The sequence below is a fragment of the Arhodomonas sp. SL1 genome (genome assembly GCF_052060015.1).
In the GTDB taxonomy this organism is placed as follows: domain Bacteria; phylum Pseudomonadota; class Gammaproteobacteria; order Nitrococcales; family Nitrococcaceae; genus Arhodomonas.
This window is the reverse complement of sequence record NZ_JBPODZ010000001.1, coordinates 251769-275960: the sequence shown is the minus strand read 5'-3', so window position 1 is coordinate 275960 and position 24192 is coordinate 251769. Positions and strand designations below refer to the sequence as shown.

The 24192-nt window shown below is 68.9% G+C and carries 23 protein-coding genes and 1 tRNA gene; 9 read left to right on the top strand and 15 right to left on the bottom strand.

Annotated features, from left to right (window positions below; all coding sequences use genetic code 11):
• Positions 1-131 precede the first annotated feature (131 nt).
• Together ACQ754_RS01310 and ACQ754_RS01305 are read left to right on the top strand one after the other, a co-directional pair.
• The gene (locus ACQ754_RS01310; RefSeq protein WP_440995176.1) at positions 132-257 is read left to right on the top strand and encodes a hypothetical protein; all 126 of its coding nucleotides are present in this window, start codon (positions 132-134) and stop codon (positions 255-257) included.
• Positions 254-2296 carry a CocE/NonD family hydrolase gene (locus ACQ754_RS01305; protein ID WP_440995175.1) on the top strand — a complete coding sequence of 681 codons (2043 nt, stop codon included), beginning with the start codon at positions 254-256 and terminating at the stop codon, positions 2294-2296. Before ACQ754_RS01310 ends, ACQ754_RS01305 begins: the two co-directional genes overlap by 4 nt.
• Here the strand turns inward: ACQ754_RS01305 and ACQ754_RS01300 are convergent.
• From ACQ754_RS01300 to ACQ754_RS01285, 4 genes are all read right to left on the bottom strand, one after another.
• On the bottom strand, positions 2288-3370 hold the full coding sequence (locus tag ACQ754_RS01300; RefSeq protein WP_440995174.1) for a hypothetical protein: 1083 nt from the start codon (positions 3368-3370) through the stop codon (positions 2288-2290). The genes ACQ754_RS01305 and ACQ754_RS01300 overlap by 9 nt on opposite strands.
• A 41-nt stretch (positions 3371-3411) precedes the next feature.
• On the bottom strand, positions 3412-4056 hold the full coding sequence (locus tag ACQ754_RS01295) for a class I SAM-dependent DNA methyltransferase (protein WP_440995173.1): 645 nt from the start codon (positions 4054-4056) through the stop codon (positions 3412-3414).
• Between the two features lie 127 nt (positions 4057-4183).
• Positions 4184-4978, bottom strand: a complete 795-nt coding sequence (locus ACQ754_RS01290; protein WP_440995172.1) for a nucleoside phosphorylase — start codon at positions 4976-4978, stop codon at positions 4184-4186.
• Positions 4979-5028: 50 nt separating this feature from the next.
• The gene (locus ACQ754_RS01285; protein WP_440995171.1) at positions 5029-5664 is read right to left on the bottom strand and encodes a class I SAM-dependent methyltransferase; all 636 of its coding nucleotides are present in this window, start codon (positions 5662-5664) and stop codon (positions 5029-5031) included.
• 136 nt (positions 5665-5800) lie between these two features.
• On the opposite strand from ACQ754_RS01285, the gene ACQ754_RS01280 reads away from it, so the two are divergent.
• Positions 5801-6406: an ankyrin repeat domain-containing protein gene (locus ACQ754_RS01280; protein WP_440995170.1), complete on the top strand. Its 606-nt coding sequence runs from the start codon at positions 5801-5803 to the stop codon at positions 6404-6406.
• A gap of 84 nt (positions 6407-6490) precedes the next feature.
• Here ACQ754_RS01280 and ACQ754_RS01275 read toward each other — a convergent pair.
• A tRNA-Ser gene (locus ACQ754_RS01275) sits at positions 6491-6580 on the bottom strand.
• Positions 6581-6654: 74 nt separating this feature from the next.
• Between ACQ754_RS01275 and mltF the strand changes: the two genes are divergently transcribed.
• Positions 6655-8103 carry a membrane-bound lytic murein transglycosylase MltF gene (mltF, locus tag ACQ754_RS01270; protein ID WP_440995169.1) on the top strand — a complete coding sequence of 483 codons (1449 nt, stop codon included), beginning with the start codon at positions 6655-6657 and terminating at the stop codon, positions 8101-8103.
• Between the two features lie 63 nt (positions 8104-8166).
• On the opposite strand, the gene ACQ754_RS01265 is transcribed toward mltF, so the two are convergent.
• Positions 8167-8580, bottom strand: coding sequence for a CoA-binding protein (locus ACQ754_RS01265; RefSeq protein WP_440995168.1), 414 nt, complete (start codon positions 8578-8580; stop codon positions 8167-8169).
• Positions 8581-8669: 89 nt separating this feature from the next.
• Between ACQ754_RS01265 and recQ the strand changes: the two genes are divergently transcribed.
• Positions 8670-10481, top strand: a complete 1812-nt coding sequence (recQ, locus tag ACQ754_RS01260; RefSeq protein ID WP_440995167.1) for a DNA helicase RecQ — start codon at positions 8670-8672, stop codon at positions 10479-10481.
• Here recQ and ACQ754_RS01255 read toward each other — a convergent pair whose 3' ends face one another.
• Positions 10482-10766 (bottom strand): hypothetical protein, encoded by a 285-nt coding sequence (locus ACQ754_RS01255; protein ID WP_440995166.1) that lies wholly within the window; start codon positions 10764-10766, stop codon positions 10482-10484.
• A 72-nt stretch (positions 10767-10838) separates the two neighbouring features.
• Positions 10839-11543, bottom strand: coding sequence for a type 1 glutamine amidotransferase domain-containing protein (locus ACQ754_RS01250; RefSeq protein ID WP_440995165.1), 705 nt, complete (start codon positions 11541-11543; stop codon positions 10839-10841).
• Positions 11544-11649: 106 nt separating this feature from the next.
• Here ACQ754_RS01250 and ACQ754_RS01245 point away from each other — a divergent pair, with 106 nt between their 5' ends.
• Complete coding sequence (locus tag ACQ754_RS01245) at positions 11650-12150, top strand: MarR family winged helix-turn-helix transcriptional regulator (protein WP_440995164.1); 501 nt, start codon at positions 11650-11652, stop codon at positions 12148-12150.
• Positions 12151-12281: 131 nt separating this feature from the next.
• Here the strand turns inward: ACQ754_RS01245 and ACQ754_RS01240 are convergent, their stop codons facing one another.
• Both ACQ754_RS01240 and ACQ754_RS01235 read right to left on the bottom strand, forming a co-directional pair.
• Positions 12282-13940 (bottom strand): GMC family oxidoreductase, encoded by a 1659-nt coding sequence (locus tag ACQ754_RS01240; protein ID WP_440995163.1) that lies wholly within the window; start codon positions 13938-13940, stop codon positions 12282-12284.
• Positions 13941-13979: 39 nt separating this feature from the next.
• Complete coding sequence (locus ACQ754_RS01235; RefSeq protein ID WP_440995162.1) at positions 13980-15491, bottom strand: CoA-acylating methylmalonate-semialdehyde dehydrogenase; 1512 nt, start codon at positions 15489-15491, stop codon at positions 13980-13982.
• Between the two features lie 140 nt (positions 15492-15631).
• On the opposite strand from ACQ754_RS01235, the gene ACQ754_RS01230 reads away from it, so the two are divergent.
• The 3 genes from ACQ754_RS01230 (at position 15632) to ACQ754_RS01220 (ending at position 19530) form a co-directional block, all read left to right on the top strand.
• Entirely contained in the window at positions 15632-16588 is a 957-nt protein-coding gene (locus ACQ754_RS01230) for a LysR family transcriptional regulator (protein ID WP_440995161.1), read from the top strand.
• A gap of 64 nt (positions 16589-16652) precedes the next feature.
• Positions 16653-18380 (top strand): chloride channel protein, encoded by a 1728-nt coding sequence (locus ACQ754_RS01225; RefSeq protein WP_440995160.1) that lies wholly within the window; start codon positions 16653-16655, stop codon positions 18378-18380.
• On the top strand, positions 18367-19530 hold the full coding sequence (locus ACQ754_RS01220) for an ABC transporter substrate-binding protein (RefSeq protein ID WP_440995159.1): 1164 nt from the start codon (positions 18367-18369) through the stop codon (positions 19528-19530). The genes ACQ754_RS01225 and ACQ754_RS01220 overlap by 14 nt, the downstream gene beginning before the upstream one ends.
• Before the next feature lie 112 nt (positions 19531-19642).
• On the opposite strand, the gene ACQ754_RS01215 is transcribed toward ACQ754_RS01220, so the two are convergent.
• The 5 genes from ACQ754_RS01215 to ACQ754_RS01195 are packed head-to-tail and all read right to left on the bottom strand — an operon-like array spanning position 19643 to position 24183.
• Positions 19643-20083 (bottom strand): DUF2721 domain-containing protein, encoded by a 441-nt coding sequence (locus tag ACQ754_RS01215; RefSeq protein WP_440995158.1) that lies wholly within the window; start codon positions 20081-20083, stop codon positions 19643-19645.
• 40 nt (positions 20084-20123) lie between these two features.
• Complete coding sequence (locus ACQ754_RS01210) at positions 20124-20798, bottom strand: hypothetical protein (RefSeq protein ID WP_440995157.1); 675 nt, start codon at positions 20796-20798, stop codon at positions 20124-20126.
• Between the two features lie 4 nt (positions 20799-20802).
• Complete coding sequence (locus ACQ754_RS01205; RefSeq protein ID WP_440995156.1) at positions 20803-21684, bottom strand: glycine betaine ABC transporter substrate-binding protein; 882 nt, start codon at positions 21682-21684, stop codon at positions 20803-20805.
• Positions 21674-22456: a vWA domain-containing protein gene (locus tag ACQ754_RS01200; protein ID WP_440995155.1), complete on the bottom strand. Its 783-nt coding sequence runs from the start codon at positions 22454-22456 to the stop codon at positions 21674-21676. Before ACQ754_RS01200 ends, ACQ754_RS01205 begins: the two co-directional genes overlap by 11 nt.
• Positions 22457-22470: 14 nt before the next feature.
• Positions 22471-24183, bottom strand: coding sequence for a hypothetical protein (locus ACQ754_RS01195; protein ID WP_440995154.1), 1713 nt, complete (start codon positions 24181-24183; stop codon positions 22471-22473).
• Positions 24184-24192: the final 9 nt, after the last annotated feature.

Sequence of the window (24192 nt, the reverse complement as noted above, 5' to 3'; positions counted from 1 at the left end):
ATCCTCGCCTGCACGGGCCGACACCCGCTGCGACACGCCCGTCGTCACCGTGTTCCACGGCACGGATGGACACTTGCGCGTCACCCCACGGTGCCCTATCTGTTCGATGACGGGCACAGGGAGGATACTGCATGAGGGAGCGCTTCGAGCTCGCCGCCGCCTGGATCGGCGCCGACGGTCCGACCATCGTGCCGCGGGAGCGGGACGCCATTCGGGGGGTACTACACCTCAAGATCGAGGGGGAGATGGTCGCATGAGAATCGCCCGGGAGCTGCCCTGCCGCGTGCAGCGCCACGAAACGCTCTGGATCCCCATGGGCGACGGCGCCCGGCTCGCCGCCCGGCTATGGCTGCCGGAGGGTGCGGAACGGGCCCCGGTGCCGGCCATCCTGGAATACATTCCCTATCGCCGGCGTGACGCCAAACGCGAGCGCGACGAGCGCATGCACGGCTACTTCGCCGCCCACGGCTACGCCTGCCTGCGGGTGGACATGCGTGGCAGCGGCGACTCCGATGGCGTGCTCCGCGATGAATACCTGGAGCAGGAGCTCATAGACGGAGGGGACATCCTCGCCTGGATCGCCGATCAACCCTGGTGTGACGGTCGAGTGGGCATGATCGGCATCTCCTGGGGCGGCTTCAACGGCCTCCAACTCGCCGCCCGCCGACCGCCCCAGCTCGGGGCGGTGATCGCCGTCTGCGCCAGTGACGACCGCTACGCCGACGACGTCCACTACATGGGCGGCTGCCTGCTCAACGACAACCTCTCCTGGGCCGCCACCATGTTCGCCTACAACAGCATGCCCCCGGATCCGGCGGTGGTGGGCGATCGCTGGCGGGAGATGTGGCATCAACGCCTGGAGGGCAGTGGCCTGTGGGTGGCGGAGTGGATGCGCCACCCCCACCGGGACGACTACTGGCGCCACGCCTCGGTCTGCGAGGACTACGGCGCGATCCAGGTCCCGGTGCTCAGCGTCAGCGGCTGGGCGGACGGCTACTCGAACCCGGTCTTCCGACTGGTGGAGAACCTGCGGGCCCCGGTGAAGGGACTGATCGGCCCGTGGAGCCATATGTACCCCCACGAGGGGCGCCCTGGCCCGGAGATCGGCTTCCTCCAGGAGTGCCTGCGCTGGTGGGACCACTGGCTCAAGGGCGAGGACACCGGCGCGGACCGGGAGCCGGCCCTGCGGGTATGGATGCAGTCCGGCGTGGAACCGCGCCCCGGCTACGACCACCGCCCCGGCCGCTGGGTGGCAGAGGCCGAATGGCCCTCGCCCAACGTCACCCGGCGCCCGTGGCGGCTGTCACCGGCCAAGGCCCTGATCGCCCCCCACGAGGAGATGGATGAGCGCTGCCACGAGGGGGATCCGGTGACCATTCAGTCACCCCTGCGGGTAGGCCTTTTCGGCGGCAAGTGGTGCTCCTACGGCGCGGCCCCGGACCACCCCTACGACCAGCGCGAGGAGGATGGCGGCTCCCTGGTCTTCGACACCCAACCGATAGAGTCGACCCTGGAAATCCTCGGCGCCCCCGAGGTGGAGCTGGAACTCGCCAGCGACCGGCCGGTGGCCATGGTAGCCCTGCGGCTCTCCGACATCGCCCCGGACGACAAGGCCACGCGGGTGACCTACGGGCTGCTGAACCTCTGCCACCGGGACAGCCACAGCCATCCGGAGCCCCTGGAGCCCGGGCGCCGCTACCGGGTTCGGATATCACTGAACGGCTGCGCCCACCGCTTCGCCCGCGGCCACCGCCTGCGCCTGGCCCTGTCCACCTCCTACTGGCCCCTGGCCTGGGCGCCGCCGGAGCCGGTGCACCTCAGCGTTTGGGCCATCCGCAGCCGGCTACTGTTGCCCGTGCATGAGCCCGCCCCCGACGTGGCGCCCCATGACGTGAACTTCCATGAGGCCGAGGCGGCGGAACCGCCGCATCTGGTGACCCTGGACAGCGGCGAGGACAACTGGTTCGTCAATCACGACCTCAAGCGCGAGGAGTCCACCCTCCACGTCATCGCCGACGAGGGTCGGAAGTACCTCAGCGACATCGATTTAACGCTCACAAAGCACGCCGAGGAGTGGTACCGCACCCGCGGCCACGATTTCACCTCACCGGACGGGGAGGTGGTGACGGTCCGCAGCCTCGCGCGTGGCGACTGGCAGGTCCGCACCGAGACCCGGACCCTGCTCAGCTGCGATGCCGAGAACTTCTACGTCCACGCCACCCTGGACGCCTGGGAGGGCCGGCGGCGGGTGTTCAACCGGATCTGGAACGAAACCATCCCGCGGGGGCTACTGTAGGGCCCCCGCACCATCACCGCTGCTGTCCTGGGATCGGGCGGCGCCCCTGGGCTGAAGCAAGAAACTGCGCAGGGCCCGCTCGCCGGCATAGCGCCCATACGCCGCGATATGCCCGGCCTCGCTGATCGCCACCGCCGAGAACAGCCGCAGTGGGTCCTGCCCGTCGTCTACCGGCTCCACCAGGGCCTCCAGGGGGCGGATTCCCCTCGCCTCGGTCCACACGAAGGCGGTCATCCCCTCTCTACCGACGGCCCGGCCGACGATCACGCCGTCGCCGTTGATATCCCGGGCCTCGGAGAATCCCGCCCCGGCCACGAGCTGCCCGAGGCCACGGACACCGGTGCTGGGATCCCACCGCATTGCCTCCCGATGGCCATCCGCGATGATCGCCCCCACCACCCGCCCGGAGGGGCCGATACCGTAGGCCACGCTCTCGCCGTCCGGGGCAAACCGCGCCCCCGCCGTATCGGTCCACACGAAGGCCCGGGACCGGGTGTCACCGTGTACCGTCCCGGCCACCGTCCCCGCATCGTTGATGGCGAAGGCCCGGCCGGGCATGCCGTCGACACCGTCGCCCAGACCGCCCAGCCCTTCGCTGGGGGACCATCGGAAGGCCCGCTCGCCGTCTTCGGCGTAGTAGCTGCCCACCACCATGCCGTGATTGTTGATATCCCGGGCCCGGGAGAAGCCGGACTCCCGGGGCAGCAGACCACTGAGGCCGCTCATGCCCTCGGCCTGAGTCCACAGGAAGGCGTGATCCGGATCGAAGGCCCGGCCGAAACGGCTGCCGCCCACCACGGACGCGGCATTATTCAGGCCCTGGGCGGTGCTGGTCGGGGTTCGTTCGTCCCCGATGCCGACCCAGCCATTGTCCGGATCCCAGAGAAAGCCTCGATCCCCGAGACGGGCACGGATATCCCCCACCACCTGGCCGTGGTCATTGACGTCCCGCGCCACCACCGAACGGCTCAGCCCGCCGATGCCGCCCAGCTCCGTGACGGAATACGATGGCCCGGCTCCTCCAGCGGGGGAGGTCAACAGGGCCGCCAGAGCAAACCCCAGGATCCAGCGCATATTCCCTCTCCCCGCACCTTGGTCGCCCACCGGATCTTGAATCAGCGCACCCGGAAAAGGAAATAGATGATGCCGATGTCGTCGGCGTAGTCCGGATGCCCCGGCAGATAGGGCTGGGGATCCGTGACCTCCACTTTCTCCCAGAGGCCCTTTTCCACCAGGTCCTCGGTCAGCGTGAAGAAGTCCTGCTCGGCCACCAGATCGTCACGATGGGTGAAGAGCACGTAACCGCCCGGGCGCGTAACACGGCAGAACTCGGACAGCAGGCCTGTCAGATCCTGGATATATGTCAGGACCCCGATGGATAGGGTCGCATCATAGAGATCGCTGGCCACGGGCAATGGGTGCCTATCCAGATCTATGACCTCTACGGTGTCGTAGATTTCGCGCTTTCTGGCCAACTCGACGGACTCGGGCGAGAGGTCGCTGCCGTCGATGCGTCCGCTGTAGCCCGCGTCGCGCAAGGCCTGGCCACTCAGGCCGGTGCCACACCCCGCATCGAACATCGTGGCTTCGCCTGGGATAAGGGGTCTCAGCATCGACGCCGCCTGCTTCGGTGCCTGGTAGTCCCAGGACTGCAGGGTTTTGTCATAGGACTCGGCCCACTGGTCGTAGTAGGCGCGCAGCTCCTCGCGGCCCATCTTGCGGATATCCTTCAGCGCGGAATGGTCTTTGTTTTCAGACACTGGATTCGCGTCTCCCTTGTTTGTTTCAAAACGGTCATTCTCTCATCTGCGGCAGCCGGCCTTGCGAGGAAGGGGGCCACATGCCGGACATTCAGCGGCCTTCCTCCGCGGCAGGGGCGCCCTTGCCCTATCGGCCAAGGGCGCGCACGACCGCCCCTATGACCGCAAGGGCATCGCGGGTGCCATCATCGATGCCCTTCTCGAAATCCCCCTCGTCCTGCCCCATCTGGTTGGTGACCTGCGCGAGGCAGACCACACGTCGCTCGCGCGAGCGAGCGAAGGCATACAGCGCCGCCGCCTCCATCTCCACCGCGAGGATGCCTTCCTCCTGCATGACGGCCACCGCCTCGGCGGTCTCCCGATAGGGGGCGTCGGTGGTCCAGCTCGCCCCGCGGACAACGGGAACGGGGGCATCGTCCAGACCCCTCGAGAGAACGGACAGGACATCCTCCGGGGCTTCACTCCAGCGCCCCGATGGCAGGTAGTGATAGCTCGTCCCCTCATCACGCAGGGCCCGTTCGATCAACACGAAGTATGGCGGCTCGCACACAGCGCTGATCTGGCCGGCGGAGGTGACGCTGATCAGCAGGCTGCAGCCGGAGACGAAGAGTTGCTCGGCGACTACCACCGCGAAGGGAGCACCAACGGCACACGCCACCACACCCAGGCGCAGGCCCTCGACCTCCATCACCCACAGCTCCGTGTGGTAGCAGGCCCAGCCGGGGTGGCGCTCCGCGTGCCCCTCGGCACGGGCCCGGCGGACGATGTCGCCGTCCGGGTCGAGCACGCAGACCGCGGGCACGGGATCATCGCTGCGCCCCAACTGGCGCCGGCTCTCCCGCAACATGCTCTCGGGCAGGAACACCGAAGGCTGATCGTAATGCTTGTGTTCAAGAATGGGCGGCTTCGACTCGTTATCCATTCTGCTCCTCGTCGGTGGTTTCAGCGTCGGCACCCCGCGGCGTGGATCCCCTACTCTGCCGCCCGGAAGCGGCAATAGAGAAAGCGCTGCAACGCGCCGCCCGGCGTGTAGTGATCCTCCAGCTCGTGATGCTCCAACCGGAATGCAGCGCCGAGCGTGCGCTCCAGCGACTCGGGGCTGTAGCGTACCACCGGCAGCCCGCTGCACCGGTCGGGCCCCTCCTCGGCGAAGGTCGCGATAATGGCTCGCCCGCCCGGCCGCAGCCCCCGTGCCAGATTCTCGAGATAGGCCGCACGATCCGCGGCATCAGTGAGGAAATGGAATACCGCGCGATCATGCCAGACGACCCATGCCTTCTCCGGCAGGGTAGCGGTGGTCACATCCGCTTCCAGCCACTGCACCGCATCGGCAGGCGCACCCAGGCGTTGCCGCGCCGCCTCCAGGGCACCCGCGGCAATATCCAGCACCGTCACGGCCTCGTATCCCGCCTCCAACAGGCAATCCACGAGCCGGGAGGCACCACCGCCGACGTCGATGACCGGTTCCGTGGGAAGGACGCCACTGTCCTGAATCAGCCGCAGGGAGCGTTCCGGGCGGGCCTGGAACCAGCTCACCGCCTCCAGGCTCCGCTGCTCGTATACCGATTCCCAGTGTCCCTTCAAGGTATTGGCCTCATCCTCTTTCATAGCCGTCTCCGCTGGTATTGGTCCCCTCAGCGCCATCGCCGTATGATTAAACGATCCTCAGGAACAGGTGGAGGTCAGCGCCTTGATCGCAACCCCGCGAACCCGAAGGCGACCGGCGACAGGAACGCCCTGAGCCGTGGGGGGTCTGCGCCGGCCCGGCCCGGCGACCCTGGGAGCGCTGTTGGCCACCGTCCTCATCGTCGCCGGTGCCTTCGCGCTGATGCACCTCTCCTCCCGCGACGAGCCGCCATCCGGGCCGTCACCGCTGATGCGGGCCGCCGAGGCAGGAAACCTGGAACGGGTCCAGGAGCTGGTAACCCTTGGACTAGCGGTCGACGACTGTGACGCCTGCGGCTGGACGCCGATGATGCGGGCGGCCACCATGGGTCATCACGATGTGGTCGCCTATCTCCTCGGCGCCGGCGCCGACCTCCGTGCCCGGGATGATAGCGGCTACACCGCCCTGCTCGCCGCCGCCGTCAATGGCCGCCCCCGGGTCTCCTCATTGCTCCTCGAGCGTGGCGCCGACGCGAACGCCCGCGAGCACGAGCAGGGCCGCACGGCACTGATGTGGGCCGCCCGAGAGGGGCATACCGGTGTGGTGCGCGTGTTGCTGGAGCACGGGGCCGACCCCGCGCTCGAGGACGACGCCGGCCGCACCGCGCTGGCTCACGCCCGGAAGCACGGGCGCAGCGAGGCCGCGGCCCTGCTCGCCGAATCCGGCGGCAGCGGACCCGGCTGACACGAATCGGAGACATACGGCGGGCGGCACGGTTAGCAGCCAAGATGAAGAGAAGACTGCAACCCTTTGATATAAAAGAAAATCTGGCGGAGAGGGAGGGATTCGAACCCCCGGACCCCGTAAAGGGTCACCGCATTTCGAGTGCGGCGCTTTCGACCACTCAGCCACCTCTCCGGGGCACCGGCGTGTGCCGCCGACGCGGGGCGTAGTCTACAATACCCGCCTGTCCGGCGAACACCCCCATCCCCATGTCCCGAACCGCCCTCCACCTGAGCATTGCCGCCACGCTGGCAGTGCTCCTGCTGCTCACGGCCCTGGGGGGATTGCGGCCTCCGTCGCAGTTGCAGGCGATGCGCGACCGGGGGGTGCTCCATGTGGCGATGACCGTGGGGCCGGCGTCCTACTTTCCCGCCGAGGGTGCCGAGCCCCGGGGCTTCGAGTATGAACTGGTCGCCGGCTTCGCCGCCGCCGAGGGCGTGACCGCGCGAATCCACCGGGTCACCGGCCCGAAGGAGGCGACCACGCTGCTGGAAAACGGCGAGGTGGACCTGGTTGCCGCCACCCTGAGCCCCACCCGCGCGCGGCGGGCGCGTTTCCTATTCACGCAACCCTACCTCCAGACGCAACCCCGGCTCATCCACCATCGGGACCTACCGGCACCGCAGAGCGCCGAAGACCTAACCGGTCATACCGTGGAGGCAGTAGCGCTCAGCCTCTCTGCCGAGCGCCTTGGCGAGCTGGCGGCCGGCCATCCGGGCATTGGCGTGCGTACCGGCGAGGCCGGTACGGCGCGGGAGCTGCTCTACCGGGCCTGGCGGGGACACACGGACTACGCCATAAGCGACGAGCTGCACCTGGCGTTGAACCGCCCCTTCTATCCGGAGCTGGAGGCCAGCATGGCCGTGGGCGGGCCGCGGGATATCCGTTGGATGCTGCGCGACCGTGCTCGGGCGCTGCGCGGCGCCGCCAACGACTACCTGCAGGACCTGCGCGCCAGCGGCGAGCTCGCCCTGCTCCGCGACGAATACTTCGGACACCTCGCGGAGTTCGACTATGTCGGCACCCGAACCTTTCTCCGCCATATCACCGAACGGCTGCCGCCGTTGCGGGATGCCTTCCACACCGCCGCCGAACGCCACGGCACGGACTGGCGGCTGCTCGCCGCCATCGCCTACCAGGAATCCCACTGGGACCCGGACGCGGTCTCCCCCACCGGCGTGCGTGGCCTCATGATGCTCACCCAGAACACCGCGGACTTCGTGGACATCGCCGACCGTACCGACCCCGCCCAGAGCATCCGCGGCGGCGCCGAGTACCTGGAATCCCTACTCCAGCGCTTGCCCGAGGATATCGAGCCGCCCCATGACACCTGGTTCGCCCTGGCCGCCTATAACGTCGGGCTGGGTCACCTCCACGACGCCCGACGCATCACCGAGATGCGCGGCGGCGATCCGAATCAGTGGCCGGATGTGCGCGAGAGCCTGCCGCTGCTCGCCGACGAGCAGTGGCATAGCCGTGTGCGCCACGGCTATGCCCGGGGCTGGGAACCAGTACGCTATGTGGCCAATATACGCCGCTACTACGACCTGCTCCGTCGGGTCACCGAGCCGGATCGGCCGCGCACCGAGCCGCGGGAGCCGGAGAGCCTGTTGCCGACCCCCCTGCGCATCCCCGAACCGCTGGAGTCGGTACTCTAGCGCACCCCCGAACCCCCCGGCCCGTGGCGCCCCTGCAATGGCCCCCTGCCTAGCGGCATCCGCTCACACGGGCTGGCAAAGTCTGGCGTGCTCGATTTTCAGGCAGCGATCCATGACCACCGTCATGCCCGCCTCCCGGGCCCGCTGCGCCGCCGCCTCGTGAACCACGCCGAGTTGCAGCCACAGCGCCGGGGCGCCGACGGCGATGGCATCCTCCACCACCGCCGGCACCTGCTCCGGCCGGCGGAAGACATCCACCAGGTCCACGGGCTCCGGCACCTCGCGCAGGGAGGGATAGCAGCACTCGCCGAGGAGCTCGTCGTGTCCCGGGTTGACCGGGATGATGCGATAGCCCTGGCGCTGCATATAACGGGCCACGTCGTGACTCGGGCGCTCCGGCTTGGGGGATAGCCCCACCACCGCAATGGTACGGGCGGATTCGATGAGCTCGCGGATGAGGTCTTCGTCGGGGTTCATAAGCACTCCATATCGGACCCGTCCAGGGCGGACAGGGATGGCGGGATACGATAGATTAGCCGCCCGCCCCGGGACCAGGCTTGCAGGCAATGGAAAGCACCAGCATCGACGACTCCGCCCTCCGTGTACTCCGCGAGACCTTCGGCTACGAGGCCTTCCGCGGCCGCCAGCGGGAGATCATCGACGCGGTCAGCGCCGGGCGCTCGGCATTGGCGCTGATGCCCACCGGCGGCGGCAAGTCCCTGTGCTACCAGATCCCCGCCCTCCTGCGAGCCGGTGTCGCAGTGGTGGTCTCGCCGTTGATCGCGCTAATGCAGGATCAGGTGGAGGCCCTGCGCCACTATGGGATACGCGCCGCCTGCCTGCACTCCGGGTTACCCGCCGAGGAGCGCCGCGATGTGCTCGCCGCGCTGGATGACGGTGCCCTGGACCTCCTTTACGCCGCCCCGGAGCGTCTGCTCGGTGGCGGCCTGCTGGAGCGTCTGTCACCCGAGCAGGTAGCGCTGTTCGCCATCGACGAGGCCCACTGCATCTCCCAGTGGGGCCATGACTTCCGGCCCGAATACCTCCAGCTCGGCCGCCTCGCCGAGGGCTTCCCCGGCGTGCCCCTGGTGGCGCTGACCGCAACCGCCGACGCCCGCACCCGCGCCGAGATCCAACGTCGCCTGCTGCCGGCGGACGCCGAGACCTTCATCGCCAGCTTCGACCGGCCCAACATCCGCTACCGGGTACGCATCAAGGAACGGCCCCGGGCCCAGATCCTGGAGCTCATCCGCGACGGCCACGCCGGCGAATCCGGCATCGTCTACTGCATGAGCCGCCGTGCCACCGAGGACGTAGCGGCGTGGCTCGCGGAGCGGGGCATCAACGCCCTGCCCTACCACGCCGGGCTCTCCGCGACGCTGCGTGCCCACAACCAGGATCGGTTCCTCCGTGAGGACGGCGTCGTGATGGTGGCCACCATCGCCTTCGGCATGGGCATCGACAAGCCGGACGTGCGCTTCGTCTTCCACATGGACCTGCCCAAGAGCCTGGAGGCCTATTACCAGGAGACCGGCCGCGCCGGCCGCGACGGCCTGCCCGCCGAGGCCGTGCTGCTCTACGGCACCCGGGACGTCTACCGCCTCCGCGCCATGCTCGAGGGCTCGGAGGCCAACGCACGCCACAAGCAACTGGAGCGTCAGCGCCTGGACGCCCTGCTCGGATTCTGCGAGCAGACCACCTGCCGGCGCCAGGCGTTGCTGGGCTGGTTCGGCGAGGACCATCCCGGCGACTGCGGCAACTGCGACAACTGTCTAGAACCACCGCGGACCTGGGACGCCACGGAGGCGGCGCAGAAGCTGCTCTCCGCGATCTACCGCACCGGTCAGCGCTTCGGCGCCAATCACGTCATCGAGGTGCTCACCGGCGGTAGCGCCGCGCGCCTCCGGGAGCTCGGCCACGACCGACTGTCGGTCTACGGCATCGGGCGGGACCACCCGCGGCTCATCTGGCAGTCGCTGACCCGTCAGCTCCTCGCCCAGGGGCTGGTGCAGCCGGACCCGGAGGGCCATGGCGGCCTCCGCCTCACCGAGGCCTGCCGGGCCGTACTCCGTGGCGAACGGCGGTTGGTACTGCGTGCCGATACCCGCCCAACGACGCCGGACCGGAGCCGCGGCAGCAGTATCCGCGTCGCCCCCGCCGAGCGCGGGCGCTGGGAGGCCCTGCGCCACTGCCGGCGCAGCATCGCCGAGGCGGAGGGAGTGCCGCCCTACGTGGTCTTCCACGACGCGACGCTCCTGGAGATGTTGCGCTGCATGCCGGCCAGCCTCGAGGAGCTGGGTCACGTCAGCGGTGTGGGCCGGCATAAGCTGGAGAAATACGGCGAGGCCTTCTTAGAGGCCCTCGCCGCCGCGGAGTGATTACGCCGGCGGCGGGCCGGCGGCCGGCGCCCACTCCCGCAACGCCCCGAGGCAGCCCTCCAAGGCGGGCTCCAGGGCGGCCGCCCTAGCCTCCGCCCGCAGCAGGCCGCCGCCCCGCCACTCCAGACGCACCCGGCAGATGACCTCCGAGCCCGCGGCGACCGGCTCCACCAAGACGCGGCCCGGCCAGACCCGTTCGCTCACCCAGGCCTTTACCCGCCGACGGCAGTAACGGAAGCTCTCCCGGGTAAGCGGATACCCACCCGCGTGTACCAGAATCCGCATGGCCACACTCCCTTTCCCGCGGCAACCGCGATGGAGTGTGCCCGCTACGGGTTACACCGTAGTGACGACGCCTCAGCCACTCTCCGCCTGACGGATAGCGGCGACCAGGGCGCGGGCCGCATCCGCCGAGGACGGGGGGTTCTGGCCGGTGATCAACCGTCCGTCGCGCACCACATGGGCCACGAAGGGTTCACTGGAACGGGTGTGACGGCCGCCGCGTTCCTGTAGGCGCTCATCGAGGAGGAAGGGCACCACCGCGTCGAGGCGCACCGCCTGCTCCTCTTCGGTGGTGAAGCCCGCGACGTCACGGTCGGCCACCAGATAGCGGCCATCGGACAGGCGCACGTTCACCAGCGCCGACGGGCCGTGGCAGACCGCACCCACCGCGCCACCGCTCTCGTAGATCCGCGCGGTGAGCCGCTGCAGGGCCTCACTGTCGGGGAAGTCCCACATGGTGCCGTGGCCCCCCACGAAGAAGATCCCGGCGTAGTCGTCGGGATTCACACTGCCAGCGGCGAGGGTATGAGCGAGGCGCTCGCGGATGGCCGGGTCATCGTGGAAACGCCGGGCGACCTCGTCCATCTTCTCCGTGCTGATGGGATCGAACTGCACCGGTCCGCCGGCGGGGCTGGCGAAGTCCACCACAAAGCCCGCCTCGGTGACCACCTGGTAAGGATGGGCCGCCTCGGCCAGGAACACGCCGGTGGGCCGCCCGGTATCGCCGAGCTCCGTGGTGTTGGTAAGCACGAACAGGATGCGGTTGCTTGAATCGGCCATGGTCGGTCTCCAGATTCCCGGGTGAACACCAACGAAGTGGCGTGCCGACGAACGGTTTTCAACCACGGGGCTTTGCCCGACGCCGGCAGCTCGATATCCTTGAACTATGAGTCGCTATCACCGCACCGACATCCCCTTCGCCCGAGTCATTCGCGCACTCGCCGAGGCCTACCAGGCCTTCGAGCAGTACTCCGGGGCGCATATCCGCACCACCGGCCTGAGTGCACCCCAGTTCGACGTAATCTGCACCCTCGGCAACACCGAGGGCATGACCTTCTCCGAGCTCGGCCAGCGGACATTGATCTACAAGACGACCCTAACCGGCGTGGTCGACCGCCTCGAGCAGAAGGGCCTGGTGGATCGCGTCCCCTGCGAGGAGGACCGCCGCTGCGTCTATGTCCGCCTCACCGGGGACGGCGAGGCGCTGTTCGGGGAGATCTTCCCCTCCCATATGGCCCATCTCGCCGAACGGCTGGAGGAGCTCAGCCCCGCCGAGCTCGACGCCGCCGAACAGAGCCTGCAGCGCCTCGCCGAGGCGCTCAACGACGAGGCCCCCCGCGGCGAGGAGGCCGAGGCCAGGGCAACCACCCGCGCCGCCCAACGCTAAACGCGCGCCTTACCCCTGCGCGTCCTCCGGCACGAATTCGCGGGGGCGCCGGTATGGGTCAGCCGCTGTCATCGGCGGATCTCAGTGACGACAGGGCGCGGGGCTGTACCGCCGCAAGGGCGGGAGCGCGATCAGCCCCGTTCCGCGAGGATCCAGGCGGCGGCCTTCTCGGCGATCATCAGCGTCGGCGAGTTGGTATTGCCGCTGGTGATGGTGGGCATCACGCCGGCGTCCACCACGCGCAGGCCCTCCACACCGCGGACCCGCAGGTGCGGGTCCACCACCGCCATGGGGTCGTCTTCCCGGCCCATGCTCGTAGTACCCACGGGATGGAAGATGGTGGTGCCGATATCCCCGGCCCGCCGGGCCAGCTCCTCGTCGCTTTGATACTCCGGCCCCGGCTTGATCTCCACCGGCCGGTACTTCGCCAGGGCCGACTGGGAGACGATCTCGCGGGTGACCCGCAGGGATTGCGCCGCCACCTTGCGGTCCTCCGGGGTGCTGAGGTAGTTGGGCGCGATGGCTGGGGCCTGGCGCGGGTCACGGCTGGTGATCCGCACCGAACCACGGCTGGTGGGATTGACGTTGCACACGCTGGCCGTGATCCCGGGGAAGTCATGCAGGGGCTGGCCGAAGGCCTCCAGGCTCAGCGGCTGGACGTGATACTCGATATTGGGGTGTTCCTGCTCGTCGCTGCTGCGGGTGAAGGCGCAGAGCTGGGACGGGGCCATACTCATCGGCCCCGTGCGTTTGAGGAGATACTCCAGGGCGATGCGCGCCTTGCCCGTCAGCGATGCCGTCAGGGTATTCAGGGTCTGTGCCCCCTCTACCCGGTAGATCGAGCGGATCTGGAGGTGGTCCTGGAGGTTCTTCCCGACGCCGGGCAATTCCGCCACCACGGGGATATCGTGCGCGCGCAGCAGCTCCGCGGGCCCGAGACCCGAGAGTTGCAACAGCTGCGGCGAGCCGATGGAGCCGGCGGCGAGCACCACCTCCCGGCCCGCCCTGGCGATCACCTCGCCATCGCCCTGGTCCCGCGCCAACCGGACCCCCGTGCAGCGCGGCCCGCGTCCGCCGGAGCCATCCAGCTCCAGGCCCAGCACGTGGGTGGAATGCCAGACGGTGAGATTGCTGCGGTCCCTGACGTCGCGGAGGAACGCCTTGGAGGTGTTCCAGCGCCAGCCCGAACGCTGATTGACCTCGAAGTAATCCACCCCCTCGTTGTCCCCGCGGTTGAAGTCCCGCGTGCGGGGGATGCCCGCCTCGACGGCTGCGGTGGCGAAGTCGTCGAGCACCTCCCAGCCCAGGCGCTGGCGCTCCACTCGCCACTCGCCCCCGTGGCCGTGGTAGCGCTGGTGGTCGGGGTCGGCGTCGCCACCGGGGTCCAGGGCGTGGTGATTCTCGTGGCGGGTGAAGTCCGCCAGGCAGGGCTCCCACCCCCACGCCGGCTCGCCGGTCACCTCCGCCCAGTGCTCGTAGTCCCGCGCCTGACCGCGGATGTAGAGCATGCCGTTGATGCTGGAGGAGCCGCCGAGGGTCTTGCCCCGGGGATAGACCAGCGACCGCCCGTTGAGCCCGGGGTCGGGCTCGGTGCGAAAACGCCAGTCCGTACGCGGGTTGTCGATACAGTAGAGGTAGCCCACCGGGATGTGGATCCAGTGGTAGTTATCCCGACCCCCCGCCTCGATGAGCAGGACCCGGTTCGCCGGGTCGGCGCTCAGTCGGTTGGCCAGCAGGCAACCGGCGGTGCCCGCCCCCACCACGATGTAATCAAACTCTTGCTCCGCCATTGCAGCTCCCCAGCGGCTGTACACCGCCTCACCTTCCCGCTACCGGACCGTGGGCATCACGAAATCGGCCCCGGCATCGATGGACTCCGACCAGCGCTGCATGATCGACTTCTGCCGAGTGTAGAACTTGACCCCCTCCTCGCCGTAGGCGTGGGTATCACCGAACAGGGAGCGCTTCCAGCCACCGAAGCCATGCCAGGCCATGGGCACCGGGATCGGGACGTTGATCCCCACCATGCCCACCTCGATGCGACGGCTGAACTCCCGGGCCACGGCCCCGCGCTCGGTGAAACAACTCACACCATTGCCGAACTCATGCTCGTTGATCAAGCGGACGGCGCTGGCAACGTCGGGCACCCGCACGCAGACCAACACCGGCCCGAAGATCTCCTCGCGGTAGATGGTCATCTCCGGGGTGACATGATCGAACAGCGTGCCGCCCATCCAGAAGCCCCCGGCACAAGCCTCGCCGGCCGATGCCGGATCGAACTGGCGGCCGTCGACGACGAGCTCGGCCCCCTCGGCGACGCCCTTGTCAATATAGCCAGTGATCCGCTGGTGCGCCTCGGCGGTGACGATGGGGCCCATCTCCGCCTCCGGGTCCATACCGTCGCGCACCTTGAGCGCATGCGCCCGCTCGGCGAGGCGCGGCACGATCTCGTCGCCTACCTCACCGACCAGGACCGCCACGCTGATGGCCATGCAGCGCTCACCGGCGGAGCCGTAGGCAGCGCCGATCAGGGCATCCACCGCCTTGTCCTGGTCCGCATCCGGCATCACTACCATGTGGTTCTTCGCCCCACCGAGGGCCTGCACCCGCTTGCCGTGACGGGCCCCGTTTTCGTAGATGCTATTGGCGATGGGCGTGGAACCGACGAAGGAGAGCGCCTTGACCTCGGGGTGCTCGATCAGTCCCTCGACGGCCTCCTTGCCCCCTTGGAGCACATTGAACACACCCTCCGGCAGCCCGGCCTCCCGCAGGAGGTCGGCGATGAGCAGCGAGGCACTGGGATCCAGCGGGCTCGGCTTGAGCACGAAGGTGTTGCCGGCGGCGATGGCCAACGGGAACATCCACATGGGCACCATCACCGGGAAGTTGAAGGGGGTGACACCGGCGACCACACCGAGGGGCTGGCGCAGGGTCCAGTTGTCGATTCCGGTGCTGACCTGTTCGGTGTAGTCACCCTTGAGCAGCTGCGGGATACCGCAGGCGAACTCCACCACGTCGATCCCGCGGGCCACCTCCCCCTGGGCGTCGCTGAAGACCTTCCCATGCTCCGCGGTGATGGCGCGGGCCAAATCGTCCTTGTGGGCGTTGAGCAGCTCGAGGAAGCGGAACATCACCCGGGCCCGGCGGATGGGCGGGGTCTCCGCCCAGGCCGGGAAGGCGGCCTGCGCCGCGGCCACCGCGGTGTCGACCTCACCACGGCCCGCCATGACTACCCGGCCGGTAACGGCGCCGGTGGCTGGATTGGAGACGGCCTGCCGGCTCTCGTCCTCTCCGGCCATACGCTCCCCATTGATATAATGGTTAATCAATTCTTCGGTCATGAAACTCACCGCTCGCTGTGACCCTATCGGGATGAAATCGGCTATTACCCGCCATAATAGGGGACCAATCGGCGGCGGCAATTGAAGAATCCAAAATCTTGTTATAATTTCTAATTATTTCTTGGCTGACTATGCCCACCATGCAGGACTTCCAGAGCCTCCGCGCCTTCGTCACCGTCGCCCGGGAAGGCAGCGTCTCCCGGGCCGCGGAGCGACTCCATCTCACCCAGCCCGCGGTGAGCCTGCGGCTGAAGCAGCTCGGGGCGGACGTCGGCTTGACGTTGTTCCGCCGCCAGCCCCACGGCCTGGAGCTCACCGCCGACGGGCAAGCGCTGCTGCCCGCCGCGCAAAAGGCCCTGGCGGCCATAGAGGCCTTCGACCGCAATGCCCGGGCCATGCACGCCACGGTACGCGGTCGGTTGAGGATCGGCACCATCGTGGACCCGGAGTTCATCCGCCTCGGGGCCTTCCTCCACCATTTCGTGGAGCGTGCCCCGCAGGTGGAGACGGAGCTCCACCAGGGCATGAGCGGAACGGTGCTCGAGCGGGTATCCCAGGGGGAGCTGGACGCCGGGTTCTTCCTGGGCCCTCCGGGCCGCGGCCCCGTGGATCCGTCCTTACTACCCGCCGCCGACGCCTCCCGAGTGGCCTACCGCGAGCTCACCGTTTTCGACTATCTGGTGCTTGCCCCCGCAGGCTGGGAGGCACGTCTCGGCCAGGGACACTGGCCGGCACTCGCCGCGCTGCCCTGGGTGGTGACCCCGCCCGAGTCGGTGCACCATCGGCTGCTCCGGGATGCGCTCACCCCCCAGGGGCTTGCGCCTAACGGGGTCGCCCGGGTGGACCAGGAAGCCTGCATGCTCGCGCTGGTGCGGGCGGGGGTGGGGCTAAGCCTCGCCCGGGACGCCGTGGCCATGGCCGAGCGCCAGGAGAGCGGGTTGGTGATCGCGCCGGGTGTATCGCTGCCCTGCGCCCTGAGCTTCATCTGGAGGCGCGACCGGGCCGGGGAACCGGTGATCGCCACCGCGCGGGAAACCCTCGCGACCGTATGGGGGTTGGCGCCGGACGACGAAGACTCGGACCGCCACGGGAGGTGACGCCGACGGCGGCGGCCACCAGGGAGACCTTGCAACCCCCATCGCCTGTGCCAAATTGAAGGGGATGGAGGCCCAGCACCCCAACAGCACGTATCGCATTCTGGTGGTGTCCGCGCTCGGGGTGAGTATCGGCACGGCGGCGTCCCTGAGCGCCATCGGCTTCGTGGAGGCGATCCTCTGGCTGAACGAGCGCCTGTTGGTCTCGCCGTATGCACGCATCCAGTACGAGGAGTATCCGGCCCTGGTCACGGCCGCCACGGTGCTCGTTCCCGCGATCGGGGGGCTGCTGGTCGGGCTGCTGGTGCGTGGGGCGGTCCGCGAGCGTCGCGCCCTGGGCCCGCCGGACGCGATCATGGCGGTACAGACCCGCCGCCCGCCACCCACCCCGGCGAGCGGCGCGGGGTCGACGCTAGCGGCGCTGCTGTCCCTCGGCTGCGGCGCCTCCGTGGGGCAGTACGGGCCGCTGGTCTACCTAGGCACCCTCTTCGGCGCGCTGGCCGCCAGGCTGCCGCTGCGGATCCAGGATCTGCAGGCCATCGCCATCGGTTGCGGCGTGGCGGCGGCGATCTCCACGGCCTTCAACGCGCCCCTAGCCGGTGTCGTCTTCGCCCACGAGGTCGTGCTGCGCCACTACTCGTTGCGCGCCTTCGCCCCCGTTACCGTGGCCTCAGCCACGGGCTACGTCTTCGCCAACGTGATATTCGATCGGGCCCCGTTGTTTCTGGTGAGCTTCGAGGGCGTGGCGCATAGCTACGAGTTCCCGCTGTTCGCCCTGGAGGGGGTACTCGCCGCCGGCCTGGCGGTGGGCTTCATGAAGCTCGTGCTGCTGAGCGCCCGTATGGCCCAAAACAGCCCTATCCCCCAAAGCCTGCGACCGATGGTCGCCGGGGTCGTACTCGGCGTCGTAGCGCTAGGGGTCCCCGAGGTGTTGGGGATCGGTAAAGAGACGCTGCGCTTCGCCACCATCGAGGGCGCGTTCACCCTGGATGAGTTGACGCTGATCCTCGTCGTAAAGCTGGCGATGACCGCTTTGTGCGTCGGCTTCGGCTTCGTCGGTGGGGTGTTCAGCCCGGCCTTGTTGATCGGCATCCTCGCCGGTGCGCTCTACAGCATGGTGTTGGGGGTCGTGCTGCCGGTGCCGCAGTCCGCGCTGGTGGTCTACGCGATCTGCGGGATGATGGCGGTCACCAGCCCGGTGATCGGGGCGCCGTTGACGACGATCTTGATCGTCTTCGAGCTGACCAGAAACTACGACCTGACCATCGCCGCGATGGTGGCCGTGGTGTTCTCCAATCTGGTCGCCTACCGGCTGTTCGGCCGCTCGCTGTTCGACGTACAGCTCGCCGGGCGCGGCTTCGATCTCTCCACCGGCCGGGACCGGGCCATCCTCGATACAATGCCGGTACGCGAGCGCATGACCGCCTTCTGTACGCGGGTGCCGCCCGGTGCCAGCGTCGGCGAGGTCATCTCCCGGCTCACCGCCGATGGGCGTTCCGAGGCCAGCGTGGTCGATGACGAGGGCCGATACCGAGGCATCGTCCGACTACAGACCATTCAGCAGCTGAGACCCGACATCCGCATCGGCACCGTCGCCGATACCGGGCAAATCACCTTCGACGAGCACACCACGGTGTGGACGGCCATGGAGACCATGACGGATTTCGTCGGTGAGGCCGTGCCGTTGGTGGCCCGCGACGGCATATTCCAGGGCGTGGTGCCGGAGGGTGCGGTCATCGACGCCTATCTCGAGGCCATCCATGACCTGCGACGCGAAGAGAATGCGGGCAGCTAAGCCCCTCGTCCGCGTGGTGGCGCTCGCCGCCGGTCTGCAGGCCGGCGTGGCGGCCGCCGGCGAGGAGGCGCCGCAGGCGTTGACCATCGTCTCCTGGGGCGGCAGTTACGAGGCCAGCCAGCGGGCCGCCTACTTCCGCCCCTTCACCGAAGAGACCGGCATCCCCATAGAGGTGGTGCGCTATGACGGGGACCTGTCCGCCCTGCGCGAGCACGTCACGACCCATCAGCCACCCGAGTGGGATGTGATCGACCTGCTGATGGCCGATGCCCGCTCCGCCTGCGACGAGGGACTCCTGGAGCCCTTCGACCCATCCATCCTCGCCCCTGCGCCGGACGGCACCCCGGCCCGGGAGGACTTCACCGAGGGGAGCATCCTGGAGTGCGCCGTCGCCCAGCTCGCGTTCTCCACCGTCATCGCCTACGATGATCGCGCCTTCCCCGGCGAGAAACCGCTCAGCGTTGCGGATTTCTTCGACCTGGAACGATTCCCCGGCGGGCGCGCCCTGCGCAAGGCACCGGTGGGGATGTTCGAGTGGGCGTTGCGGGCCTATGGCGTGCCGCGTCGCCAGATCTATGACCTGCTGAGCACCGAGCGCGGCCTGTCGTTGGCCCTGCGCAAGCTCGACGAGATCCGGCCGGCGCTCACCTGGTGGCACTCCGGGGCCGATCCCGTGCGCATGCTCAAACAGGGGCAGGTGGCGATGGCCTCGGTGTACAACGGCCGTGCCTTTCATGCCCAGGCGGAGGAGGATGCCCCCATATCGGTGATCTGGGATAGCCAGCTGCTGGACTACACGAGCTGGGCGATCCCCAAGGGCGCCCCGCAGAAGGAGGCCGCGGAGCGCTTCATCCGCTTCGCCACCCGCGCCGAGCACCTGGGCCACCAGGCCAATCGGATCTCCTATGGCCCGACCCGCGCCTCCGCGCGCCGCCGGATCGGACGACACGTGGAGACAGGCGTCCCCATGCGCCCGCACATGCCCACCGCGCCGCGGCATCTGCAACAGGCCATCCGCCAGGATCACCAGTGGTACACCCAGACCCGGAACCTGCGCTGGCGCCGATTCCGCGAATGGCTCGAGGCCCCGGGTTCCGCCGACACCGACCCCAGCCCCCCTGGCCCGGACACCGCCGACCCCGGTGGCTGAACGGCAAGGGTCGATCATCCAATCGGCGTGGCGCGGCTGAATCCCCGGCCGGTGATCGCACTACAACCAAACGCGGGGCGGGCCCACCCATGGGCTTGCCCCGCGCCCATCGTCACGGTGCCGGCGGTGTCTCCTCGCGCCGCTTCGCGGGAGCCCCGGACTGACCGTCCGCAACATCCGCGAGCTGGATATTCAGGGCGTCCACGGAGATCTGGATCTCGCGCACCGAGACCCCCAACGAGAGCATCATCAGCACCAGGCTCGCCGCGAAGAGCCACTGCCCCATCACCATCCAACCCAGCATGAGCACCAGCATGCACAACACGCAGACGAACAGGCTGCTCACCCCGAGGACTTGCATATTGCGGATGAGCACCACGCGTCGGCGGAGGTTTTCGATCTGGCGATAGAGTCGCCGCTCTTGGGTGTCCTGGTAGCGCGCCTGCAGGTCACGGATAAGCGCCGCGAGGGCGAGAAAGCGATTGGTGTAGGCGAGCAGGAGCAATGAGATGGCGGGGAATAATAGCGCCGGTGTCGCCAGGTCCGGAGTCATCGCAGTGCTCCCTAGTACCGCATTCCTTTGCTACAGGAGGTCACGCATGGCGCAGTGGGTCCTGGCGGCTGAAGCGCTCGTCCAAGAAGCGGCCGTGGGCGGCGAGCTCGGCGGCGTTACCACGGTGGACCTCCTCGGCGATGGCCTCCAGCTCCCCGGCGAGTACCGAGAGCTGCTCGACGGCGAGGTCCCGGGCCGTCTTACCGTCGCGGACGGCCTTCCGGGTGGCGAAACGGCGGGGCAGCCGCAGGTAACGCTCGAGGGTATCCGGGACGTACTCGGTAACCGTGGCGCGCAGGGTATACGCCGCCTCCCGGCCGGCCGCCGAGCCGCCACCGGCGGCCAGCACCGCCTCCACCGCCTCGACGATGCGGTCGAGCTGCTGTTGCAACGGCTCGCTCACGCGCGGGCGGGCGGCGTCCACGGTGAAGTGCAACGCCTCGCGCAGGGAGTCCGGGTCGTCATCGGCCAGGCTCGGCCGCAGCGGCACCTCCAGGCCGAGCCAGCGCTCGAGCACCCCCGGACGCGTCGACCAGGCCAGGCGAATCCCGGCGTAGAGGAGCAGCGCCACCACCACGGCAAGGGCGGTATCCACCACGCCCCGCCAACCCCAGTGGGGAAAGGTCAGGAGGTAATGGGCCGCCAGGAAGATACCGGCGCCGGCCAGGCCCGCAACCAGCTCCCGTGCCAGCTCGAAGGGCCGGAGCGCGGTCAACGACTCACTCCCCCTCCAGCCAGTAGCGCACCCGTTCGCTGTTGGCATTGAGCCAATCCCGGATCGCTCGACGATGGCCCTTCTCCCGGGCCTCGGCCATCAGCGCCTCGAGCTCGGAGAGCTCGAAATGCATGCGCTGCAGAAATTCCGCCACCTGCGGCTGCTCCTCGGCGAATCCTTCGCGGGCCATGGCATGGACAGACTCCTCGCCCTCGAAGATGCCCTCGGGATCCTCCAGGTAGCGCAGCTCGTAGGCGGCCCACTTCCAGTGCGGCCGCCACGCCGTCACCACCACCGGCCGCCGCTCGGCCACCGCCTCGCCGAGACGTTTCGCCATCGCGGGGCCGCTGCCGGTATTCAGCCGATAATCCTCCAGCCCATAGGCGGCGATCGCCTCGTCGGCGCGGTCCATGATCCCGGCCCCCTCACCGATGCCCTCGATCACCCCACCGAAGGCCTCAACATGGTCGGCGAGATCGCCGATGGCCCGCACCTCCTCATCCACATAGCCCGGCACCGCCAGGCCCAGGTCGGCGCCCTCGTACAGCGGCCCCAGGTCCTCCAGCCGATCCCCGTATTCCCGGAGGTAGCCGGCATGGGTCTGCGGCTGCCAGGACATGAGCATGACGTCGAGGTTGCCCTCGGCAAGCGCACGATACTGGACGTCCACGTCGGCGAGGGTGAGCTCCACGTCCAGGCCCACCCGGGAGAGCACGAGGGTCGCCATCTTGCTCACCACCTCCGCATCGGACCAGGCGGTCCAGCCGATGCGCACGTCGGGCCCCGCGGCGGCGGCCGGGCCAGGCAGGGCCACGGCCAGGGTCAACGCCACCGCGGCAGCCAGGGTCCGCAGCGGCGCGGGCAGGCGCTTGCGCTTACTGCTCATCGAAATCCTCCGCAGGCTGAAAGCTCGTGGATTCGGCCAGCACGCTCGACAGCCCCTGGGAGAGCTGCTCCGGGTCGTTGGCGGAGCGGTAGTGCACCAACCCGGGCTGGCGCAGGGCACTGTCGTCGATGCAGAAGCCGATGGTGTGGATCTCCACGGGGTTCGCGGGATTGCGCAGGATCTCCTCCACCACGGGCAGCGGGTTCTCGCCCTGGGAATGCCGGCCGTCGGTGATCATCACGATCTGGTAGCGCCCGTAACCGAGTTGGTAGCGCGCGCGCTCGGTGAGCAGCTCATGGGCGCGTGCCATCGCCGAGCGCAGCGGCGTGCCACCACCCGGTCGGACCTGTCGGGCCGCCTCCACGAACTCGGCACGATTGTCCGTGCCCAGGGGCACCAGGGTCCGGAGGCGATTGCCGGCGAAGGCGATCAGGGCGACGTTCACCTCCCGCGGCACTGCCTCCACCCAGCGGCCCAGGGCGGCCCGGGCGGCGGCCGCCTTGGAGGGGTGGCTGCCCGCGCAGCCGGCCTCATCCATCGAACCGGACATATCGAGCACCACCACGATGTTGGTGCGCTGGGGGTCGGTGTCCAGGGTAGCGTCCTCGGGCACCCCGCCCTCCGGCCAGCGCTGCTCGGTGATGGCGGACCAGTCGTCCACCGCCACGACGGGGCGGTTGCCCTCGCCGGAGAATGCATACCAGCCGCCTGCGGCGGCGGCAAACAGCGCCACCAGGACCAGCACCCGGGTCACGGCATTGCCTCGTGCCATTGGCCGTCCCTTCCCTACCACGAGTTCGGCGGCGTGAAGGTGGCGCTCTCCGCCTCCACCTGGACCGCGCGGAAGACCACGCGCATGTTCGACAGCCACTGCTCTTCGGTCTTCGGCGGGCACGGATCGCCGCCGCAGATCCCGGTCTTGGGGTCCGAGAGCCCGAGGCCATCAGTGACGAACTGGGAGCGGTCCATGCTCACCCCGCGGGACTCGGCGAACTCGATGACCGCGTCCCGCACCGAGACGGCACGGCTGCGGCTGAGGTTGCGCGCGGCCTGGCGGATCGAGCGCAGGGTGCTGAGGTCCGCCCCCTGCTTCTTCTTCTTGAGATAGGCCAACGGGTCCGCATGCCCCTCCACGGTGAAGATGGCGCCGCCGTAGCTCGAGGCCGCCTCGACGATGGTCTCGAACTCCTGCTGGTACTCGGAGGCCGAGAAGCTCGCCTGATTGGGCCGGAACTGGATCTCGAACTCGGCGATGGTCCGGCGCTCGAGCTCGCCGGATTCGCGCTGCTCGCTGACCATGCGCGCGGCCTCGTCGCGATCGAAGGAAGGCAGCTCCACCCGGCGCTTGTCGAATACCCCCTCGGCGAGGGCCGCATAGTCGTAGCCGGCCATGCGGATCTCCCGCTCGCCGGCGAGCACCCCGAGGGGCGCTAGGGCGTTGGCCAGCGAGGCGTTGATTCGCGCGAACGAGCGCGGGTGCTCCGGGTCCGCCCAATCCACGTTGCCCTGCATGCCCGAGGTTTCCACCGTGGACCAGAGCGTCCGGGCCGCCTCGGTGGCCGAGGGGTCGCCGAGCAGGTGCCGGGCGGTGGCCTCCCAGTCCACGATCAGCTTCTTGACGTCCTCGCGCACCTGCTCCTCGGCGCGGAACAACGCAGAGACGAAGCGCTTGACCTGCTCGCGGTTGGCCTCGAGGTAGTCGGCGCGCACGGCGTAGACCTCGGAGGTCACGCGGCTGGCGGCCCGGGTGGAGAACAGGATCTCCGCCCCCTGCACCGACCCCTCGGCGCCGGTGCCCACCTCGCCACCGCTGGTGAGGACATCGGCATCCGGGCGGAAGACCAGTGCCGCATCGATGGCATCATCCTCGTAGAACAACCCGCCCGGCGTATCATTGCCGAAACCGATCTGTTTCTCGGTATAGACCAGCTCCGGCGACTGCCAACCCCCGTCGCCCTCATCCCACTGCTTCTTCGCGGCGTCAATGACGCTGGCCAGCAGATCCGTCTGCGGTCCGTGGGCACTGAGGGCGATGGTGGCCCCGGACAGATCCGCCAGGGTCTCGACCCCCTCCCGCACGACCAGGGCGTCGGCACCGCTGGACCAGCCGTGCTGGTAGATGGTCACCGGCTCGCTGCGGGGGTCCGCGCCGGCGATACCCGCCGCCATCTGCAGCTGGGCCTGGGTGACCCGCAGGACCGGGCTCTCGCAACGCAGGTAGGCCTCGAGCTGGGCGGCCAGGTCGTTCTCCCGCCAAAGCTCGATATCCAAGTCCTGTTCGTCGAACGGGCTGCCCGAGGCGGTCTCCAGGCCATAGCCGTTACCGTAGAGGGGCACCAGGTCGACCCCGGAGCTGCGCAGCGGCACGCGAAGGGTGTCGCTGGCACGGCAGGCCCGCACGCTCGCATCGACGCGCTCCTCCAACGGCGGCTGCGACGCCGCCAGGGCGGGGGCCGCGATCAGCGTCGCGAGCAACGACAGCATCAGGCGTAGGGGCATGCGCAACTC

What these genes read in the sequence shown, in the direction of transcription:
- ACQ754_RS01290 (WP_440995172.1), bottom strand. Translation starts at nt 4,978, where the DNA reads ATGGATAACGAGTCGAAGCCGCCCATTCTTGAACACAAGCATTACGAT.
- ACQ754_RS01240 (WP_440995163.1), bottom strand. Translation starts at nt 13,940, where the DNA reads ATGGCGGAGCAAGAGTTTGATTACATCGTGGTGGGGGCGGGCACCGCC.
- ACQ754_RS01265 (WP_440995168.1), bottom strand. Translation starts at nt 8,580, where the DNA reads ATGAACCCCGACGAAGACCTCATCCGCGAGCTCATCGAATCCGCCCGT.
- ACQ754_RS01205 (WP_440995156.1), bottom strand. Translation starts at nt 21,684, where the DNA reads ATGAGCAGTAAGCGCAAGCGCCTGCCCGCGCCGCTGCGGACCCTGGCT.
- ACQ754_RS01215 (WP_440995158.1), bottom strand. Translation starts at nt 20,083, where the DNA reads ATGACTCCGGACCTGGCGACACCGGCGCTATTATTCCCCGCCATCTCA.
- ACQ754_RS01310 (WP_440995176.1), top strand. Translation starts at nt 132, where the DNA reads ATGAGGGAGCGCTTCGAGCTCGCCGCCGCCTGGATCGGCGCCGACGGT.
- ACQ754_RS01195 (WP_440995154.1), bottom strand. Translation starts at nt 24,183, where the DNA reads ATGCCCCTACGCCTGATGCTGTCGTTGCTCGCGACGCTGATCGCGGCC.
- ACQ754_RS01235 (WP_440995162.1), bottom strand. Translation starts at nt 15,491, where the DNA reads ATGACCGAAGAATTGATTAACCATTATATCAATGGGGAGCGTATGGCC.
- ACQ754_RS01305 (WP_440995175.1), top strand. Translation starts at nt 254, where the DNA reads ATGAGAATCGCCCGGGAGCTGCCCTGCCGCGTGCAGCGCCACGAAACG.
- ACQ754_RS01220 (WP_440995159.1), top strand. Translation starts at nt 18,367, where the DNA reads ATGCGGGCAGCTAAGCCCCTCGTCCGCGTGGTGGCGCTCGCCGCCGGT.
- ACQ754_RS01285 (WP_440995171.1), bottom strand. Translation starts at nt 5,664, where the DNA reads ATGAAAGAGGATGAGGCCAATACCTTGAAGGGACACTGGGAATCGGTA.
- ACQ754_RS01245 (WP_440995164.1), top strand. Translation starts at nt 11,650, where the DNA reads ATGAGTCGCTATCACCGCACCGACATCCCCTTCGCCCGAGTCATTCGC.
- ACQ754_RS01300 (WP_440995174.1), bottom strand. Translation starts at nt 3,370, where the DNA reads ATGCGCTGGATCCTGGGGTTTGCTCTGGCGGCCCTGTTGACCTCCCCC.
- ACQ754_RS01230 (WP_440995161.1), top strand. Translation starts at nt 15,632, where the DNA reads ATGCAGGACTTCCAGAGCCTCCGCGCCTTCGTCACCGTCGCCCGGGAA.
- ACQ754_RS01225 (WP_440995160.1), top strand. Translation starts at nt 16,653, where the DNA reads ATGGAGGCCCAGCACCCCAACAGCACGTATCGCATTCTGGTGGTGTCC.
- ACQ754_RS01255 (WP_440995166.1), bottom strand. Translation starts at nt 10,766, where the DNA reads ATGCGGATTCTGGTACACGCGGGTGGGTATCCGCTTACCCGGGAGAGC.
- mltF (WP_440995169.1), top strand. Translation starts at nt 6,655, where the DNA reads ATGTCCCGAACCGCCCTCCACCTGAGCATTGCCGCCACGCTGGCAGTG.
- ACQ754_RS01200 (WP_440995155.1), bottom strand. Translation starts at nt 22,456, where the DNA reads ATGGCACGAGGCAATGCCGTGACCCGGGTGCTGGTCCTGGTGGCGCTG.
- ACQ754_RS01250 (WP_440995165.1), bottom strand. Translation starts at nt 11,543, where the DNA reads ATGGCCGATTCAAGCAACCGCATCCTGTTCGTGCTTACCAACACCACG.
- recQ (WP_440995167.1), top strand. Translation starts at nt 8,670, where the DNA reads ATGGAAAGCACCAGCATCGACGACTCCGCCCTCCGTGTACTCCGCGAG.